Below are 15961 nucleotides of genomic sequence, written 5' to 3'. Positions count from 1 at the left end.
TCCGGTCCTCGCGCTCTCCGGTCCTCGCGCTCTCCGGTCCTCGCGCTCTCCGGTCCTCGCGCTCTCCGGTCCTCGCGCTCTCCGGTCCTCGCGCTGTGCGGTCCGGAGCGTGTCCGCCCGGGAGCTCTGCTGACCTGGTCGAACCCCGGATGTGGTGCTGACGGCCGACGCCGGATACTGGGCGGGTGGCAAGGAAGCACAGAGCGAAGCAGAGCACGGGACAGGGCGACGACGAGGGCACCGCGCGTGGACGGTCCGGCTCCGGAACCGCCGGCGGCTCCGCGTCCCAGCGCCTGGCCGAGCCGGTCGGCTCAGGCCTGGCGGAGCTGGTGCCCGACCGGGACCGTGGCGACGCCTGGACCCTGCTGCTCGACGGCGCTCCGCAGTCGCACGTCGACCTCGCCGATCCGCGTCGGCTGACCTTCGAGTACCAGCGTCGTCTCGGCCGGATCGCGGACCTGGCCGGGCCGCCCGGAAGGCCTGTCAACGCTCTGCATCTCGGTGGTGGCGGGCTGACGCTGCCGCGCTACGTCGCCGCGACCCGGCCCCGGTCACGGCAGCAGGTGGCGGAGATCGACACGGCCCTGACCGAACTGGTCCGCCGTGAGCTGCCGTTGGACCGCGCCTGGCAGATCCGCGTGCGCGGCGCCGACGCTCGCGAAGTGCTGGGCCGGACCCCCGAGGGCTGGGCCGACCTGGTCATCGCGGACGTCTTCAGCGGCGCGCGCGTCCCCGCCCACTGCGCGACCGTCGAGTTTGCGGAGTCCGTGGTCCGGGCGCTGGCCCCGGGAGGGCGCTACGCCGTGAACATCGCCGACGGGGGACGACTGCCGTTCGCCCGTCGGCAGGTGGCGACGTTGCGGGCGGTCTTCCCCGAGGTGGCGCTGGTTGCCGATCCGGCGGTGCTGCGCGGCAAGCGCTTCGGAAACCTGATCCTGCTGGCCGCCCTGACACCGCTCCCCTTGGTGGAGCTGGGGAGCGCCATGGCCGGAGACCCGGTCATGGCCCGGATCGAGAAGGGACCCGACCTCGTCGACTTCCAGGCGGGTGCCCTGGCGATGCGTGACGTCGACGCCGAGGCCTCCCCGCAGCCGCCGGAGACGGCCTTCCGCGACTGACGCCCCTGGGCGTGCGGGGGAGCGGGGGTCAGTGGCCGCTGGGGAGGCCCCGGTGCTTGTAGCAGGCGATGGCGGTGAGCAGCAGCCCCAGCAGGACGGGCACCAGCCAGGCCATCGTGTCGACATGGTGAGGTGCGTCCTGGTTCGGGACCGACGCGGGCACCGGTGTGGGTGCGGCGATGGCGGCAGCGGTGAACACTGTGACGAACAGGTGCACGTTCTGTACAACGAGCGGGTTCTACCCAGCGTTACTCCTCCGGTCGTGGTACAGCACCTATGCGCGCCATGATCATGCACCGATGATCCGTGACGCGCGCACGACCGTTCCTCGCAAGCCGGTGGCGCGAGTAGCGTGGACAATCACGGGGCCGATTTCGCGTCCTCGGGGCAGAGTCGGGGTGATGACGATGCTGGTTGTGGATGTCGTCCTGGGGGTTCTCGGCGCCGGAGCGGTCTGGCTGGCGACGGGAGTGCGCGTCGTTCAGCAGTTCGAGCGCGGTGTCGTGTTCCGGTTCGGCCGGGTGCGCCGCGAGATCAAGGAACCCGGGCTGACCCTGTTGCTGCCGGTCGCCGACCGCCTGCGCAAGGTGAACGTCCAGATCATCACCATGCCGGTGCCCGCGCAGGAGGGCATCACCCGGGACAACGTGACGGTCCGCGTCGACGCGGTCGTCTACTTCCGGGTCGAGGACCCGGTCCTCGCCACGGTGAACGTGCAGAACTACACCTTCGCGATGTCCCAGGTCGCCCAGACCTCCCTGCGGTCGATCATCGGCAAGAGCGAGCTGGACGACCTGCTCACCAATCGCGAGCCGCTGAACCAGGGCCTCGAGCTGATGCTGGACAGCCCCGCGGTCGGCTGGGGCATCCATATCGACCGGGTGGAGATCAAGGACGTCGCCCTGCCGGAGTCGATGAAGCGGTCCATGTCCCGGCAGGCCGAGGCGGAGCGAGAGCGCCGGGCGCGCATCATCACCGCTGACGGCGAGTTCCAGGCCTCCCGCAAGCTGTCCGAGGCTGCGACGGTCATGAGCGACACCCCGGCCGCGCTGCAGCTCCGATTGCTGCAGACCGTGGTCGAGGTGGCAGCCGAGAAGAACTCGACGCTGGTCCTCCCGTTCCCGGTCGAGTTGTTGCGCTTTCTCGACGGCATGACGCCCAAGCCGCAGGCGCCGGCCGCGCCCGACAAGCCGACCCCGCCCCCGGCCGTGGCGAGCGTCCCCGAGGTGGCGGAGTTGGAGGCCGAGGCGGACGCGGAGCTGGAGGCGAGCGGTCTGACCCTCCCCGAGATCGAGGAGTTGCCGAGCCTGGAGGAGCCGCACCTGACCCTCGAGGACGAGAGCGACCACAACGAGGGCGACCGCGCCGATGAGGGCGGTCAGGAGAAGCCGGAGGGCGCTGCCTGACGGGTTGCTCACGGACCGGGACGTGACCTGGTCTCAGAAACACATCAGGGCCCGGCCGTTGAAACCGGCTGGGCCCTGATCAGATGGGGTGAGTGACGGGGCTCGAACCCGCGACACCTGGGATCACAACCCAGTGCTCTACCAGCTGAGCTACACCCACCATCTGTCCGCTGCGCTCTCGCGCGCTGACGGAGATAACTCTACAGGATCGTGCGGGGTGCTCACGACCACGTTTCCGGCAGGTCAGGCCGGGGGCAGCTCGTAGCGGGCGGCGATGGTCCGGGCCGCGTCGGTGTCCGGACCCGGCGCGGGTACGAACACGGCCTCCCGGTAGTACTTCAACTCCGCGATGCTCTCCCGGATGTCGGCCAACGCCCGGTGGTTCCCCTGCTTCTTCGGGCTGTTGTAGTAGGCCCGCGGGTACCAGCGCCGGGCCAACTCCTTGACCGAGGAGACGTCGACGATGCGGTAGTGCAGGTGCGATTCCAGGGCGGGCATGTCCCGGGAGAGGAAGCCGCGGTCGGTCGCCACGGAGTTGCCGCAGAGCGGGGCCTTGCCCGCCTCGGGCACGTGCGCGCGGACGTAGGCCAGCACCTGGGCCTCGGCCTCGGCCAGCGTGGTTCCGTCGGCCAGCTCGTCGAGCAGTCCGGAGGAGGTGTGCATCTCCCGCACGATCTCCGGCATGTGCTCCAGCGCCTCAGCCGGCGGACGCACCACGATGTCGACGCCTTCGCCGAGGATGTTGAGCTCGGAGTCGGTCACCAGTGCGGCGACCTCCACCAGGGCGTCCCTCTCCAGGTCGAGGCCCGTCATCTCGCAGTCGATCCAGACCATGCGGTCGTTCATCCGGCTCACCGTCCCGGGGCTCGTACGCGTGCGCTGCTCGGCGTCAACCGGGAGCCACTCCCCTACCCGGGTGGGCGACCAGCCGACCCGTCATGGTCGATCATTCCGCCGGAAGGGCGCAAGTCGACACGGCGATCGAATCCCGTCGGGCACGCGAGGCACCGCAGCCGCGAGACTGTGTCGGAACGCCGATGTGGCTGCGGCCACGGCAGGGGCCGTGGCCACAGCCACACCTCGATCCGACGCACCTCGATCGGACTCAGGGACGTTCGGCAGCGCGGCGCCGCAGTGCGGCGTTCGCACCGTCCGGATGACTCAGTCCCTGGGACGGGCCCGGTCGGCCGTCCTCCGCGGGGGAGGAGTGGTCATCCGGTGCCGGACGGGCTCCCTGCCGGGCCCGGCCGTTCGAACGTGTGGCGTGCCCGCCAGGGCCGCCCTGCGGAGGCACGGTCGGCCCGCCGGAGCCGACCCCGTCGACGTTCGGCAGACTGCCCAGCGGACCCGCGGCAAGGCCCGCCAGGTGCGCTGCGGACGTCGACGGCGTGATGCCGGCCACGGCCAGTCCCGTCCCTCCGGAGGTGCTTCCGGTCGGCGTCTCTGGTCGCCGCGCACGGAACGTGCTCCGGTAGACGGCGGGAGAGACGCCGAGTTGGCGCCGGAAGTGGCCGCGCAGGGCCACCGGCGAGCGGAAGCCGCAGCGTCGGGCGACCTCGTCCACGGACAGTTCGGTGGTCTCCAGCAGCCGTTGGGCCTGCAGGACGCGTTGCGAGATGAGCCACTGCAGGGGAGCGCTCCCGGTCAGCGACCGGAAGCGGCGGTCGAAGGTCCGCCGGCTCATGTAGGCACGGGCGGCGAGGACCTCGACGTCGAACTGCTTGGAGAGGTTCTCCAGCGCCCAGGTGACGACCTCGGCGAGCGGGTCGTTCCCGATCTCCTCGGGTAAAGACCGGTCGACGTACGGGGCCTGACCTCCGGTCCGCCGCACCGGAACGACCAGACGACGTGCCAGCGCCGCCGCCGCGTCCGCGCCGTGGTCGGTGCGCACCACGTGGAGGCAGAGGTCTATCCCGGCTGCCGTCCCGGCGCTGGTGAGGACATCGCCCTCGTCGATGTAGAGCTCGCGGGGATCGACCTGGATCTGCGGGTAGCGCTTGGCGAGGGTCGGTGCGTACATCCAGTGCGTGGTCGCCGGGCGACCGTCCAGCAGGCCGGCGGCGGCGAGGACGAACGCGCCGGTGCAGAGCCCGATGATGCGGGCGCCCTCGGCGTGCGCCTTGCGCAGTGCGGCGAGGGCCTCGGGGGGAGGCGTCTGCGCCGCGGCCCGCCAGGCGGGGACGACGACCGTGCCGGCCCGGGCCAGGCCCTCGATGCCGTGCGGGGCGGTCATGGTCAGACCGCCGGTCGTCGCCAGGGGTCCGGGCTCGCCCGCGCACACCAGGAGTCGGTAGTGGGGAAGGCTGGTGTCCTGACGGTCCACGCCGAAGACCGAGAGCGGGATCGAGCTCTCGAAGATCGGCCCGCCGCTGAAGAGCAGCACGGCGACGATCTCCGGACGACGACGTCCCGACAGCTTGCGCGGAAGGGCGGCCGGGCCCGCGGAACCCGCGGCGCCGACCGGGGGGGCGACAGCCACCTCGTCCCCGGTGGCGGTATTCCTGCTGACCCTGCTCAAGGCGCTCCGGCCCCCCTCGCTGTCATGGTCGTCCCGGTCCGTCCCGTGCTCGCGGTGCGATGAACACCAGATGTGCGTGTGTCGGCGCCTGTCGAGTCCCCCTGCTCGCTTGCTCTCCTCAAGATCGAATCTACTGGTTCCGGCGAGTCCGGTGCGACCAGTTCACCATCAGACGCTATATCGACATGGCAATTTGGCGTGAAGCATTCGATCTCGAAGACTGGCACCCATCGACCCGTCAGGGAAGGGGGCGTACCAGGGGACACCCGGTTGTGGGGCGGGCACAGCGCAGTTGGCGACTCCACAGCGGCTCGGCCCACCCGCCTGGGCTGCGGGTACGGTCAATGAGGCACACGTGTCCGCAAGTTGACCGAAAAGCGGCGCTTGGGAGTGCGTGGGGGCGCATACGGCGCACCTGGGTACGCCACCTCCGGGCCCTAGGGTGGTGCGCATGGGTCTTGATCTTGCGGTGGCGAACGCCGTCGCTCATTGGCTGGCCATGGCTGAGGCGCGCGGCTGGGAGACCGAGGTCCGGCCCGGCTGGACGGCGGTCCGTGCGACCGACGGCCACCGGGTGCTGGTGACCGCCCGCCCGGACGACCCCGAGGCGCTCACCCGTGAACTGCTGGGTCTCTTCCGCGACTGGGACACCCGGCAGCTGACCCTCGAGGACCCCTATCTCGCGCTCGACCTCGGCCCGTACGGCTGCGAGTCCGCACTGACCATGCCCGTGATGGTCCGCAACCCGGCACCTGTCGCACCGTCAACCCGCTTGCCACGCCCGAGAATGGGGGAGACGGGGGCTTCGCAGGCGCTGGAGCCGGCAGGGACGCCGGAGGCATGGGAGGCGGTCGACGAGCCCGATCTCGCGGCCGTCGAACGGGTCGTGGTCGAGGGGTTCCCCGTTCCCCATCTACTGCCCTGGCGGCGCGGCGGCCAGTTCCCCGCGGGGTATGCGCAGCTGCCGGGCCGTCGCAGTTGGCTGGCCCGGGTCGGCGGCGAACCGGCGGCTGCCTGCATCACCATGGACGACGGAGCAGCCGTCGGCGTCTACTGGATGGCCACGCTTCCCGAGCTCCGCTCGCGCGGGGCCGCAGGAGCCGTACTGCGCACCGCTCTGGCTGCCCACCCGGAGCGTCCGGCGACCTTGACGGCCACTCTGCTCGGTGAACCCCTCTATCGCCGACTGGGCTTCACAGAACGCGCGGTCGCCCGCTGGTGGCGGTACCCGTCGACCCCGGCTGCGCTGCGCCGCTGAATCAGCTGTATCAGGTGTCGCGTCGCGTCAGCGGTGCATGGTGCGGAGGACGCGTGGCGCCGAGGGCGCGGCGCCGATCAAGCGTCACGCCGAGGATCCGTGGCCCTGACGCGTCAGGCGGCCGGAGCGTAGCGGGGAGCGCTCAGCACGCCCGTGACGGCCTCAGGGAGCCCCTTGGCGGTCAGTGTCGGGTGGTAGCCGAGTTCGGGCCAGGGGCGGCCGTGGTGCAGCCAGACGCTGCGCAGTCCCGCGACCTGTGCACCCGCGATGTCGGCAGGGGCGTGGTCACCCACCATCCAGGTGGAGGAGGTCCAGGACGACGCGTCGTCGTGCTGCGGGCGCAGGCCGCACCGCTCGGCGGCCAGGTGGAAGATGCGCGGGTCGGGCTTCTCGCAGGCGGCCTCCTCCGAGATCACCCAGCCGTCGACCAGTCGGGCCAAGCCGGTTCTCTCGATCTTGGCCAGCTGCTGCTCGGTCGCGCCGTTGCTCACGATCCCGAGCGTCCAGCCGGCGGCACGGGCCTGGTGCAGGGCCTCCCGGTGGGTCTCCGGCAGCTGGATGAGCTCGGTCATCGTGTCCGCGTAGTCGCGCAAGAGCAATTCCAGGGACACCCTGAGGCCGTAACGGGCGGCGGTCGCCCGCATCAGCGCCTCGCGCGGGAAATAGCCGCCGCAGTCCAGTGTGGAGAGCCAGTAAAGATCCTCGCCCGGAAGTGCCCAGGAATCGAGGAAGCGACGTGCCCACCCGCGGAAGGCCTGATTCCGATCCACGAGGGTGTTGTCCAGATCGAAGAGCAGCAGAGGCGGCATGAACCGCATCGTTCCAGCCTTCTGGCATATGCACCCCGCTGATCGGGGGCTTTGTCCGAAAATCAGTGCGACTCGACGAAGGCCTGTGCGTGCCTGCACCGTTGCGTATGCGCCGGAGCTCAGGCATGCTCCATCCACGCCCCGGGCGCACGCATCCCCCTTTAGCGGGAACTGCGCCGCCTGTGCGCTCCGCATCTGGGCGTGAACAGATTGTCGCCGTACCCTGGGAGGAAGAGGAAAACCGGCCGCCTTTCCAGCCGACCTCGCACAACCCTCTGCATCACGTTCTCCGAGTTCATCCCGCACCACGCCCTCGTATCCCACCTCGCGAAACGTTCACAGCCATGGCCGGTTACGAGCATCCAGAGCCCCGCGAACGCAAACAGACGACGGGACCCGAGCTGCCGATGCCAAGTTTTGAAGTCCAATCACAACAGGTACGCCCGTGCGACCCGGCGTTCCTCCACGGGGTCGTGGTGGGCTTCGACGGTTCGGTGTCCAGCGAGCGTGCGCTGGCGTACGCCGTGGGGATGGCCAGACGTTCCGGATCGGGCCTGGTGATCGTGCACGTGGCCAACCGGCTGCCGGCCACCGTCTGGGCCGGTTGTGAGCCGCCGGTCTTCGTGGACGTGCCGGACCACCGCACCGAGGTGCTCGGTCTCGAGCTCGCCTGTGCGGACTTCCTCAGCGACGTGCCGTGGGTGCTCGTCGAGCGTGGCGGGGACATCTGTCACGAACTCGAAGAGGTCGCGCGGGAGTACGCCGCGGACGCCATCGTCGTCGGTGGTACGCACGGCCTGCTGGGCCGCCTCTTCGGTTCGGTGGCCGCCCGGCTGGCCCGGCGCGCCAACCGCCCGGTCGTGGTCATTCCCTGACGGGAACGGCGGGGTGGGCAGCCGCTCGGCTGCCCACCACCTGCGTTCGACAGGCCTGTCATCCGGCCTGGAGTCGGCTCAGTACTGCATGCCCAGCTCGCGGGCGATGAGCATCCGCTGGACCTCCGATGTGCCCTCGCCGATCTCCAGGATCTTGCTGTCGCGCCAGAAGCGCGCCACCGGGAACTCGTTCATGAATCCGTAGCCGCCGTGGACCTGGGTGGCCTCGCGGGCGTTGGTCACGGCCGCCTCCGAGGAGTACAGCTTTGCGATGGCCGCCTCCTTCTTGAACGGCTCACCCGCCAGCATCCGGCTGGCCGCGTGGTACCAGGCAAGGCGCGAGGTGAGCGCCCGGGTCTCCATGTCGGCGATCTTGAACTGGATGGCCTGGTTGGCCCCGATCGGGCGGCCGAAGGCCTTCCGCTCGCCCGCGTAGCGCACCGACTCGTCGACGCAGCCCTGGGAGAGCCCGGTGGCCAGCGCGGCGATGGCGATCCGGCCCTCGTCGAGGATGCGCAGGAACTGCGCGTAACCGCGCCCCAGCTCGCCCACCAGGTTGGCCGCAGGCACCCGGCAGTCGGAGAAGGAGAGCTCCCGGGTATCGGAAGCGTTCCAGCCCACCTTCGAGTACTTCTTCGAGACGGTGAACCCCGGAGTTCCCGTCGGCACGATGATGGTGGAGATCGACCGGCTCGGCGAGGTCTCCGCGGCATCTTCGCTCGAACGAGTGAGCGCAGCGACGGTCACCAGACCGGTGATGTCGGTGCCCGCGTTGGTGATGAAGCACTTGGTGCCGTTGATCACCCACTCGTTGGTGGTCTTGTCGTAGACGGCCGTGGTGCGGGTCGCCCCGGCGTCCGAGCCTCCCTCCGGCTCGGTCAGGCCGAAGGCGCCCAGCATCTCGCCGGAGCAGAGCTTCGGCAGCCACTCGCGCTTCTGCTCCTCCGTGCCGAAGCGGTAGATCGGCATGGCGCCCAGGGAGACGGCTGCCTCCAGGGTGATCGCCACGGAGGAGTCGACCCGGGCCAGCTCCTCCAGGGCCAGGCAGAGGGCGAAGTAGTCGCCGCCCATGCCCCCGTACTCCTCGGGGAAGGGCAGCCCGAACAGGCCCATCCGGCCCATCTCCCGGACGATCTCGTAAGGGAACTCGTTGTGCTCGTAGTGGTCGCCGATCTTGGGGGCGACCACGTCCTGTGCGAACTCGCGGACGGTGCGCCGCAGTTCCTCGTGCTCGGGGTCGAGGCGGTGGTCCAGCATGATGACGGTCTCCTGAGGATGGGAGGCGTTCGCGGAGGCGGGAGCCGGTGGGTCGAAGCGCCGGATTGACGCTCGCCCCGCCCGGCCCCAGGGCCGCGGGCCTCGACGGGCCTTGTGGGCCGCCGACGGCCGACGGCCCACGGAAGCGGGTGGTGCGTGGTGCGGTGGTGACAGAAGAGCGGAGGACAGAAGCGCGGGGTGACAGACGTGGCGGTGAGGGAAGGGTGGTGGCAGAAGGGGAGCAGTCCGGCGGTCAGCCGGCCCCGGTCAGGGCTCGGACCGCGCGGGACGGACTGGGGCGGCCCATGTGCCCGGCCAGCCAGGCGCTGGTGGAGGCGAGCGCGGCCAGATCCACGCCGGTCTCGATGCCGAGCCCGTTCAGCATCCAGACCAGGTCCTCGGTGGCCAGATTGCCTGTGGCGCTCTTCGCGTAGGGGCAGCCGCCCAGACCACCGGCCGAGGAGTCCACGACGCTCACGCCGCAGCGCAGTGCGGCGAGCGTGTTGGCCAGCGCCTGGCCGTAGGTGTCGTGGAAGTGCACGGCCAGCCGCTCCGGGCCGACACCCGCCGCCGAGAAGGCTGCGAGAAGCGCCTCGACCTGGCCCGGCGTGCCGGTGCCGATGGTGTCGCCGAGGCTCAACTCCGTGCAGCCGAAGGCCAACAGCTCCCGTCCGACGGCGACCACCTGGTCGAGTGCGACGGGGCCCTCCCACGGGTCGCCGAAGCACATCGACAGGTACCCGCGGACGGCCACACCGGCCGACGTGGCGCGCTGCACCACCGGGGCGAACATCTCCAGTGACTGCGCCACCGTGCGGTTGAGGTTCCGCTGGGCGAAGGTCTCGGTGGCGCTCGCGAAGACCGCGATGTCCTTGGCGCCCAGGGTCAGCGCCCGGTCGAGTCCGCGCTCGTTCGGCACCAGCACCGGCAGGCGCAGTCCCGGATACTCGGCGGGGAGACCCGAGACACGGGGGAACAACTCCTCTGCGTCGGCGAGTTGGGGCACCCACTTGGGGTGGACGAAGCTGGTGGCCTCGACCGTGCGCAGACCCGCCGTCGCGAGCCGTGCGATGAACTCGGCCTTGACGTCCACCGGGAGCGCCGTGGACTCGTTCTGCAGGCCGTCACGCGGGCCGACCTCGTGGATCCGGACCCGCGCGGGCAGTCCGTCGGCGCGCACCGGGTCGGGGAGTCCCAGTTCGAGCACCGTGGGTTCGTGATTGGTCATCACCACTCCTCAGGATTCCTCGGTCGCCGTGCCGTCGGATGTGCCGGTGGGCGCGGCGCCGTCGGACGTCTCCGCCGGGGCGATGACGGCGAGCAGGTCGTCCATGGCGACCGTGGCGCCCGGCACGACCTTGAGCTGCTCCACGATCCCGTCGTGGGGCGCGGTGATGACGTGCTCCATCTTCATCGCCTCCAGCACCAGCACCGCCTGACCCCTGGACACCCGGTCTCCGACCGAGGCCTTGACGAGGGTGACCGTGCCGGGCATGGGGGCGGTCAGCGAGCCGCCGTGCGCCCCCGTGCCGCCGAACGCCAGCTCCGCCAGCGGATCGTGGACCTGGCAGAGCCAGCTGTCGCCGTCGCGGCCCAACCAGACCGAGCCGCTGCCGTCGGAGGACTCCTCGACCGCTGCCGCGAACGGGCGGGTGATCCCGTCGAGGGTCACCGCGACCCGGCCGACCAGGCCGGTTCCGCCGGTCAGTCCCTGGCCGTTGACCAGATCGGCCCGTACCTCGACGCGGAGGACGGCACCAGTGCCGCTGCTGCCGCTCGTGTTACCGCCGCCTGCGCTGCCGTCGACAACGGCCACCTCGGCCGTGCCGACCCTGCCGGCCGTGGCGCTGATGCGAGCCTCGAAGGCGTTGGCGGATCCGCCGCGGTCGGGACGCACCTCGACGAGGACCGGGTCGCCTCCGGGGAGGCGCAGCTGATGACGGGTCCAGGCAGGGACGCCGCCGATACGCCAACCGCTCGGCTGCGCGAACGGATCGGCCCATCCGGACCCGGCCGCGCCCGTCCCGTCCGAACCACCGGCAAGGCGGACCGGATCCAGCAGCACCTGCCTGACCAGCGCGGCTGCGAGGAGCGGCAGGTTATCCACAGGCTGAGTGGGGTCTCCTTGCCCACTCTCCGGGGACGGGACTAGCGTCAGCTCTGGGTGGCGCTCGACCAGTCCTGTGTCGAGGCGCCCCGCGACGACGTCGGGATGAGAGAGCAGCCGGCGCAGGTAGCCGGCGTTGGTGACGACCCCGAGGACGACCGTGTCCGCCAGTGCGGCGCGCAGCCTGCGCAGCGCGGTAGCCCGGTCGGGGCCGTAGGAGATGACCTTGGACACCATCGGGTCGTAGCTGCTGCCGACGACGAGGCCGGGGGCCAGTCCGGAATCCACCCGGACCCCTTCCCCCTCGGGCTCCTGAAGCAGCAGGACCTTCCCCCCGGAGGGGAGGAACCCGCGGCTGGGGTCCTCGGCGCAGATGCGCGCCTCGATCGCGTGTCCGGTGAGGGTGACGTCGTGCTGGGCGAACGGGAGCAGTTCGCCCGCGGCAACGCGGAGCTGCCACTCCACCAGGTCCAGGCCGGTGACGAGTTCGGTCACCGGGTGCTCCACCTGGAGCCTGGTGTTCATCTCCATGAAGTAGTGGGAGGAGGGATCGCCGCTGGGGACGATGAACTCGACGGTGCCTGCGCCCGTGTAGCCGCAGGACTGAGCCGCACGCACGGCCGCCGCACCCATCTGGGCGCGCGTCGCCTCGTCGAGGAGCACGGAAGGGGCTTCCTCGATCAGCTTCTGGTGGCGCCGCTGGAGGCTGCACTCGCGCTCGCCCAGGTGGACGACGTTGCCGTGCGCGTCGGCCAGGATCTGGATCTCGATATGACGGGGGCGGTCGATCCACCGCTCCACCAGCAGGGTGTCGTCGCCGAACGAGACGCGGGCCTCACGCCTCGCGGCGGCGATCTCCTCGGGCAGCCGGTCGGCGTCGTGGACCAGCCGCATGCCCTTGCCACCGCCACCGGCGGAGGGCTTGAGCAGCACCGGCATCCCGATCCCGGTCGCCGCGGCGATCAGGGCCTCGTCGTCCAGCTTGTCGCCGTCGCTGCCGGGGACGACCGGCACGCCCGCGGCCTTGACGGCCTCCTTGGCGTGGATCTTGTCGCCCATCAGCTCGATCGCCTCGGCGGGCGGGCCGATGAAGACCAGTCCCGCCTCGGCGCAGGCACGGGCGAACCCGGCGTTCTCGGCGAGGAACCCGTAGCCGGGGTGCACGGCCTCGGAGCCGGCGCGGCGGGCGGCGGCGACCAGTTCGGCGCCGTCGAGGTAACTGTCGATCAGAACCGCGCTGTCGGCGGCCAGGACGTGCGGCGCCCCGGCGTCGGCGGCGCTGTGCACGGCGACGGACCGCACGCCCAGCCGTCGCAGCGTGCGGATGACCCGGACCGCGATCTCGCCGCGGTTGGCCACCAGAACACTTTCGAACATAGGCACAGGAGGTGACCTCTCGTCATGTCACATGCGGAAGACGCCGTACGGGCGCGGCTCGGGCAGGGGGGCGTTCGCGCACGCGCTCAGCGCCAGGCCGAGCACGGTGCGGGTGTCCATCGGGTCGATCACGCCGTCGTCCCAGAGGCGGGCCGTGGCGTAGTAGGCGTTGCCCTGGCGCTCGTACTGCTCGCGCACCGGGCGGCGGAACTCCTCCTCCGCCTCGGTCGACCACTCCTCGCCACGGGCGTCGTACTGGTCACGACGCACGGTCGCCAGCACCGAGGCGGCCTGCTCGCCGCCCATCACGGAGATCTTGGAGCCCGGCCACATCCACAGGAACCGAGGGGAGTAGGCCCGCCCGCACATCGAGTAGTTGCCCGCGCCGTACGAGCCGCCGACCACCACGGTCAGCTTGGGCACCCGGGTGGTCGCCACGGCGGTCACCATCTTGGCGCCGTGCTTGGCGATACCGCCCGCCTCGTACTTCTGCCCGACCATGAACCCGGAGATGTTCTGCAGGAAGAGCAGCGGAATGCCGCGCTGGTCGCAGAGCTCGATGAAGTGCGCGCCCTTGAGGGCGGACTCCGCGAAGAGGATGCCGTTGTTGGCGACGATCCCCACCGGGTGTCCATGGATCCGGGCGAAGCCGGTGACCAGGGTCGGGCCGTACTCGGCCTTGAACTCGGCGAACCGGCTGCCGTCCACGATCCGGGCGATCACCTCGCGCACGTCGTAGGGGGTACGCGGGTCCACCGGGACCGCGCCGTAGAGCCCGGCGGGGTCGACGGTCGGCTCCTCGACCGGCTCCACGCTCCACGGCATCGGTGTGCGCGGGCCGAGGCCGGCCACGGCAGTACGCAGAATGGCCAGGGCGTGGGTGTCGTTCTCGGCCAGGTGGTCGGTGACCCCGGAGGTGCGGGAGTGCAGCTCCCCACCGCCGAGCTCCTCGGCGGTGACCACCTCGCCGGTGGCGGCCTTCACCAGCGGCGGCCCGCCGAGGAAGATCGTCCCCTGGTTGCGGACGATCACAGCCTGGTCGCTCATGGCCGGGACGTAGGCCCCACCGGCGGTGCAGGAGCCCATCACAGCGGCCAACTGCGGGATGCCGGCCGCGGAGAGGCGGGCCTGGTTGTAGAAGATCCGCCCGAAGTGGTCCCGGTCCGGGAAGACCTCGTCCTGCATCGGCAGGAACGCCCCGCCGGAGTCGACCAGACAGATGCAGGGCAGGCGGTTGTCCAGGGCGATCTCCTGGGCCCGCAGGTGCTTCTTGACGGTGAGCGGGTAGTAGGTGCCGCCCTTGACCGTCGCGTCGTTGGCGACGACCACGACCTCGCGACCGGCCACCCGGCCGATTCCCGCGATCACGCCGGCGGCCGGCGCGTCCCCGTTGTAGAGGCCGTCCGCCGCCAGGGGCGAGATCTCGAGGAACGGCGAGCCCGCGTCCAGGAGGGTGTCCACCCGGTCGCGTGGCAGCAGCTTTCCGCGCGCGGTGTGCCGCTCGCGCGCTCGCGGGCCGCCGCCGAGCGCGGCTGCGGCCAGCTTGCCGCGCAGTTCGTCGACCAGTGTCCGGTGCGCTTCCGCGTTGGCCCGGAAGCCGGACGAGTTCGGATCGGCCGTGCTCTCCAGACGCGGCGCCGCAGCAAGGGCCTGCGGACCCGGCGCAAAACCGGTGGGGGGTGGCGCAGCTGCCATCGCCACGAGCTCCTTTGCTCCTGTGAACGCGCGTTAACTTATGGGACTCAGGTTAACGCTCCCTAACAGGTCTGTCTACGATGGCCAGATGGCAAAGCCGACGAGCCCCCCGGTCGAAAACCCCCGCCGCGCCCAGATCCGCCGCGAGGCGGCCCGGCTCTTCGCCGAGCGTGGTTTCCTCGGGGTGGGCGTCGACGAGATCGGCCGAGCGGTGGGGATCAGTGGCCCCGGCCTCTATCGGCACTTCCCCGGCAAGGACGCCATGCTGGCCGACCTGCTGATCGGGATCAGTGAGCGGTTGCTGGACCAGGGCCGCAGCCGGGTGGACGCGGCGGGTGGCCCTCGGGAGGCGTTGGAGTCGCTGCTCCAGGGGCACATCGCCTTCGCCCTGGACGAGAGCGCGCTGATCACCCTGCACGACCGGGAGCTGCTCAACCTTCCTGACCCTGATCGGCGCCGGGTGCGCAGCCTGCAGCGCCAGTACGTGGAGCTCTGGGTCGGCGTCGCCGGCCAGGTCTTCCCCGGGTTGGGGGAGGAGGCCCGCCCGGCGGTCCACGCGGTGTTCGGCCTGCTCAACTCGACTCCGCACAGTGCGGCGCCCGGGCTCGGCCACCCCGACGGCCGCGAGGCCATGGCGGCGTTGCTGCACCGCCTGGCGCTCGGAGCGCTGGCGGCCGCCGCAGCGTCCGAGGCCTGACCTCTTTTCGCTGCCTGCCGCCCGCCTCTCGATTGCCCGGAGGACTCGGCCCTCGGTCCTACGACCCACGGGTGACCGGACGTGCGACCAGCGCCCGGTGCGCGGAGGGAACAGGTGGGGCGATTCTGGTGCTGACCAGATTGCCCGACCGACGGCCCGACCGACGGTTGATCGCGGTCGTTCGGAGGCGCCGTTCGGTAGCGCCGATCGGAACCGGTGAACGGAGGACGCACCATGGCGGACCAGGATCTCCGGGACCTTGTCGCGAGTTCCCGCAGAGGTGCGATCGTCGCCCTCAAGCGTGACGGCAGACCGCAGCTCTCCAATGTCGTCTATGCCTTCGATCCCGACCGGGGTGGCCAGGGGCTGCTGCGGTTCTCGACGAAGGCGGGCAGTGCAAAGGTGGCCAACCTGCGCCGCGACCCGCGGGTGAGCGTCTATGTCACCGGCCCGGACTTCCGCGTCTACGCGGTGGCCGAAGGCACGGCGGCGGTGAGCGAGGTGTCCGCCGCGCCGGACGACGCGACCGTGGAGGAACTGGTCGACGTCTACCGACGGATCGCCGGTGAACATCCGAACTGGGACGAGTACCGGGCCGCGATGGTGGCCGAGCGGCGGGTGGTGGTGCGCATCGATGTGGATCGCTACTACGGCGCCGCCGGCTGGTGACCGTTCGGGCCCCGAGCTCGCGCGTGCATCACTGTGCACTGCGGGTGCCGATGTAAGTGCCGAAAGTGGCATGGACAGCTGACCGACGAGAAGATTAGTATCGCTAAATATGTCTCAGGCTCATAAGTCTCCGGGGGAAGCCGTTGCCCCCTCCACCGCGAGCGGCTCAGCAGGC

The 15961-nt window shown here is 70.8% G+C and carries 14 protein-coding genes and 1 tRNA gene; 6 read left to right on the top strand and 9 right to left on the bottom strand.

The window, feature by feature from the left end; all coding sequences use genetic code 11:
• The first annotated feature begins 293 nt into the window (after positions 1–293).
• Positions 294–1118: a spermidine synthase gene (locus tag ABH940_RS34865; protein WP_370107107.1), complete on the top strand. Its 825-nt coding sequence runs from the start codon at positions 294–296 to the stop codon at positions 1116–1118.
• Between the two features lie 28 nt (positions 1119–1146).
• Here ABH940_RS34865 and ABH940_RS34860 read toward each other — a convergent pair whose 3' ends face one another.
• Positions 1147–1335 carry a hypothetical protein gene (locus ABH940_RS34860; protein ID WP_370067632.1) on the bottom strand — a complete coding sequence of 63 codons (189 nt, stop codon included), beginning with the start codon at positions 1333–1335 and terminating at the stop codon, positions 1147–1149.
• A 184-nt stretch (positions 1336–1519) separates the two neighbouring features.
• On the opposite strand from ABH940_RS34860, the gene ABH940_RS34855 reads away from it, so the two are divergent.
• Positions 1520–2524, top strand: coding sequence for a slipin family protein (locus ABH940_RS34855; protein ID WP_370067630.1), 1005 nt, complete (start codon positions 1520–1522; stop codon positions 2522–2524).
• Positions 2525–2608: 84 nt separating this feature from the next.
• On the opposite strand, the gene ABH940_RS34850 is transcribed toward ABH940_RS34855, so the two are convergent.
• The 3 genes from ABH940_RS34850 to ABH940_RS34840 form a co-directional block, all read right to left on the bottom strand.
• Positions 2609–2684, bottom strand: a tRNA-His gene (locus ABH940_RS34850).
• A gap of 83 nt (positions 2685–2767) precedes the next feature.
• The gene (gene orn, locus ABH940_RS34845; protein WP_370067628.1) at positions 2768–3370 is read right to left on the bottom strand and encodes an oligoribonuclease; all 603 of its coding nucleotides are present in this window, start codon (positions 3368–3370) and stop codon (positions 2768–2770) included.
• Positions 3371–3629: 259 nt separating this feature from the next.
• On the bottom strand, positions 3630–5003 hold the full coding sequence (locus ABH940_RS34840) for a GlxA family transcriptional regulator (protein WP_370107106.1): 1374 nt from the start codon (positions 5001–5003) through the stop codon (positions 3630–3632).
• A gap of 490 nt (positions 5004–5493) precedes the next feature.
• On the opposite strand from ABH940_RS34840, the gene ABH940_RS34835 reads away from it, so the two are divergent.
• Complete coding sequence (locus ABH940_RS34835; RefSeq protein WP_370107105.1) at positions 5494–6300, top strand: GNAT family N-acetyltransferase; 807 nt, start codon at positions 5494–5496, stop codon at positions 6298–6300.
• A gap of 113 nt (positions 6301–6413) precedes the next feature.
• On the opposite strand, the gene ABH940_RS34830 is transcribed toward ABH940_RS34835, so the two are convergent.
• On the bottom strand, positions 6414–7109 hold the full coding sequence (locus ABH940_RS34830) for an HAD family hydrolase (RefSeq protein ID WP_370107104.1): 696 nt from the start codon (positions 7107–7109) through the stop codon (positions 6414–6416).
• A gap of 344 nt (positions 7110–7453) precedes the next feature.
• On the opposite strand from ABH940_RS34830, the gene ABH940_RS34825 reads away from it, so the two are divergent.
• Entirely contained in the window at positions 7454–7984 is a 531-nt protein-coding gene (locus tag ABH940_RS34825; RefSeq protein ID WP_370067620.1) for a universal stress protein, read from the top strand.
• A gap of 78 nt (positions 7985–8062) precedes the next feature.
• Here ABH940_RS34825 and ABH940_RS34820 read toward each other — a convergent pair whose 3' ends face one another.
• From ABH940_RS34820 to ABH940_RS34805, 4 genes are all read right to left on the bottom strand, one after another.
• Positions 8063–9241 carry an acyl-CoA dehydrogenase family protein gene (locus ABH940_RS34820; protein WP_370067618.1) on the bottom strand — a complete coding sequence of 393 codons (1179 nt, stop codon included), beginning with the start codon at positions 9239–9241 and terminating at the stop codon, positions 8063–8065.
• A gap of 253 nt (positions 9242–9494) precedes the next feature.
• Entirely contained in the window at positions 9495–10469 is a 975-nt protein-coding gene (locus tag ABH940_RS34815; RefSeq protein WP_370067616.1) for a hydroxymethylglutaryl-CoA lyase, read from the bottom strand.
• Between the two features lie 9 nt (positions 10470–10478).
• Positions 10479–12725 carry a biotin carboxylase N-terminal domain-containing protein gene (locus tag ABH940_RS34810; protein WP_370107103.1) on the bottom strand — a complete coding sequence of 749 codons (2247 nt, stop codon included), beginning with the start codon at positions 12723–12725 and terminating at the stop codon, positions 10479–10481.
• Positions 12726–12752: 27 nt separating this feature from the next.
• Positions 12753–14420: a carboxyl transferase domain-containing protein gene (locus ABH940_RS34805; RefSeq protein ID WP_370107102.1), complete on the bottom strand. Its 1668-nt coding sequence runs from the start codon at positions 14418–14420 to the stop codon at positions 12753–12755.
• A gap of 88 nt (positions 14421–14508) precedes the next feature.
• Here ABH940_RS34805 and ABH940_RS34800 point away from each other — a divergent pair, with 88 nt between their 5' ends.
• Positions 14509–15117, top strand: coding sequence for a TetR/AcrR family transcriptional regulator (locus ABH940_RS34800; RefSeq protein ID WP_370107101.1), 609 nt, complete (start codon positions 14509–14511; stop codon positions 15115–15117).
• 234 nt (positions 15118–15351) lie between these two features.
• Entirely contained in the window at positions 15352–15786 is a 435-nt protein-coding gene (locus tag ABH940_RS34795; RefSeq protein WP_370067608.1) for a PPOX class F420-dependent oxidoreductase, read from the top strand.
• The last annotated feature ends 175 nt before the right edge of the window (positions 15787–15961 follow it).

Origin of the sequence: Streptacidiphilus sp. BW17, assembly GCF_041262485.1 — a bacterium.
In the GTDB taxonomy this organism is placed as follows: Bacteria; Actinomycetota; Actinomycetes; order Streptomycetales; family Streptomycetaceae; genus Streptacidiphilus.
This window is presented reverse-complemented; position numbering and strand designations above follow the sequence as displayed.

Bases quoted from the DNA above. Each gene is read 5' to 3' on its own strand.
- ABH940_RS34855 (WP_370067630.1), top strand. From the start codon at position 1,520: ATGACGATGCTGGTTGTGGATGTCGTCCTGGGGGTTCTCGGCGCCGGA.
- orn (WP_370067628.1), bottom strand. From the start codon at position 3,370: ATGAACGACCGCATGGTCTGGATCGACTGCGAGATGACGGGCCTCGAC.
- ABH940_RS34835 (WP_370107105.1), top strand. From the start codon at position 5,494: ATGGGTCTTGATCTTGCGGTGGCGAACGCCGTCGCTCATTGGCTGGCC.
- ABH940_RS34830 (WP_370107104.1), bottom strand. From the start codon at position 7,109: ATGCCGCCTCTGCTGCTCTTCGATCTGGACAACACCCTCGTGGATCGG.
- ABH940_RS34825 (WP_370067620.1), top strand. From the start codon at position 7,454: ATGGCCGGTTACGAGCATCCAGAGCCCCGCGAACGCAAACAGACGACG.
- ABH940_RS34820 (WP_370067618.1), bottom strand. From the start codon at position 9,241: ATGCTGGACCACCGCCTCGACCCCGAGCACGAGGAACTGCGGCGCACC.
- ABH940_RS34815 (WP_370067616.1), bottom strand. From the start codon at position 10,469: ATGACCAATCACGAACCCACGGTGCTCGAACTGGGACTCCCCGACCCG.
- ABH940_RS34810 (WP_370107103.1), bottom strand. From the start codon at position 12,725: ATGTTCGAAAGTGTTCTGGTGGCCAACCGCGGCGAGATCGCGGTCCGG.
- ABH940_RS34805 (WP_370107102.1), bottom strand. From the start codon at position 14,420: ATGGCAGCTGCGCCACCCCCCACCGGTTTTGCGCCGGGTCCGCAGGCC.
- ABH940_RS34800 (WP_370107101.1), top strand. From the start codon at position 14,509: ATGGCAAAGCCGACGAGCCCCCCGGTCGAAAACCCCCGCCGCGCCCAG.
- ABH940_RS34795 (WP_370067608.1), top strand. From the start codon at position 15,352: ATGGCGGACCAGGATCTCCGGGACCTTGTCGCGAGTTCCCGCAGAGGT.